Source organism: Moorena sp. SIO4A1 (assembly GCF_010672065.1).
Taxonomy (GTDB): domain Bacteria; phylum Cyanobacteriota; class Cyanobacteriia; order Cyanobacteriales; family Coleofasciculaceae; genus Moorena.
Map to the genome: position 1 here is coordinate 1 of NZ_JAAHHX010000490.1, position 1,777 is coordinate 1,777.

General features: G+C 45.5%; 1 protein-coding gene. It reads right to left on the minus strand.

Translation table 11 applies throughout. The features are described from left to right. Window positions 1-358: 358 nt before the first annotated feature. Window positions 359-1,777 (minus strand): methyl-accepting chemotaxis protein (locus F6K53_RS39790; RefSeq protein ID WP_293085522.1); only part of this gene is annotated, 1,419 nt, incomplete at its 5' end.

Below are 1,777 nucleotides of genomic sequence, written 5' to 3' on the forward strand. Positions count from 1 at the left end.
GCCAAAATCTGAGAGTACCATGAAGTCAATCTGAGACAATTGACATAATAACCTTAAACAAGGGCACAGGTAACTTCGGATCTTAGAACAGCAAGGGTTTGAGGAACTTTAAGTTTTTTGAACACAGTTAATATAATTTAATTTGACTATTCAGCTATCAGCTATCAGCTATCAGCTTATGGGCACGGTTAAGGAGGAAAGCGTTAATAATAAAAGAGGTAAGTATTAGTTTAATTTGAGTTAAGTCACAGCGTCAAAGGCTGTGCCACAAAGCTGTTTGCGTAGCGTGGCCATAGGCCAACCGCTGACAGCACCTCAAGTAGCGTGGCCATAGGCCAACCGCTGACAGCTGGTGTTATCAAAAATCTTTAAAACCACTAACTGACTCCTGCAATTCCTGAGCTACGGCTACAGTTGAGGTTAAGGAACTTGAAATTTGTCTAGAGGAATCAACGGTACGTTCGGAGAATTGGGCCATCTCTTTGATCAACATAGCGACGCTCTGAGTGGTTTCGGTTTGGGAAAGACTCCCTTGGGAAATGGCTGTCACTAGCTGCTCGATCTGGCACGAAGCCGACCTCAGCTGTTTCATATTCTGCTTAGCTTCCTCAACTCGACTTGTCCCCTTCTCCACCACAGCAGTGCTCTGTTCCATTACCTTGACTAATTGAGACGTTTCTAGCTCGATATCATCTACTATCTTGTGAATTTCCTGGGTAGCTTTGATCAATTGGTTGGTAAGCTGATTCACTTCTTTGGCAATCACGACAAAACCCTGAATCCCACCAGACCGCGCAGCCTCAATCTCAGTGTTAATAGTCAAAACATTGGTTTGGACTTTGAGCATGTTGCTCAAGGCAACCACCTTAGCAATCTTTTCGGAAAATTTACCTAGCTGCTTCACTCTTGACGTGGTTTCCCCAATCGTGTCTCGCAATTCCAGGATACTCTCCTGAGTTAGGTTAATAGCAGTGCTGCTAGCTTCAACAGTGGTTGTAACTCCATCAACTACCCTCGCCGCCTGATCAGCATGCTCAGCCACTGCTTGAATCGAATCGGTGATTTGCTCCACTGAATGCAGGGTGCGAGTGGTTTCTGAAGCTTGCTTAAGAGCATCTTCTGCTAGTTGACCGACTACCACCTCCTTGTTTTCCAGTAAGGTATTGACTTCAACCGCTGAGTTGTTGACCTGGGTTACGATAGTTTGCAAACTCTCAATAATGGTGTTAAAACCATCAGCAACTTTCCCAATTTCATCCAAAGTCACGTCAGAGCGCACTGTCAGATCTCCTTGTGCTGCCCCTTGCAAATTTTCAAGCAGTACCAGCAGTTGCTTCTGGAGTGCTTCTTTTTCCTGTCTTTGCTCTTGAGAAATTCTTTCCGTCTTTTCGAGCAGATTAGCCTGCTTTAGAGCAAAGCTGAATTGAATCGCCACCTGAGTCAAAAGGTTAATCTCCGTTTCCTGCCAAGCTCTTGGCTGTGAACATTGATGGGCAGCCAGAAAGCCAATCAAGTTACCTGCCACCAAAATCGGTGCTACTAAACTGGCTTTAGCTCCACGCAATAGAGAGGTTTGGCCAAGCCTCTCGACTTGGGACTGCTGGTAGTGGGTCAACTCACCCTCAAGATTATCAATGGCTAGAACCTGACGTGACTGGTAGTGATCAACATCCTCTAGGGCAAAATCCAACTCTTCCTTCTGTGTTTCTGGGGTAACAGAGCCATCCAGAGTTACTGAAAGGCCAACCATTGAGCCTTTATGATTCTGTTCGAGGAG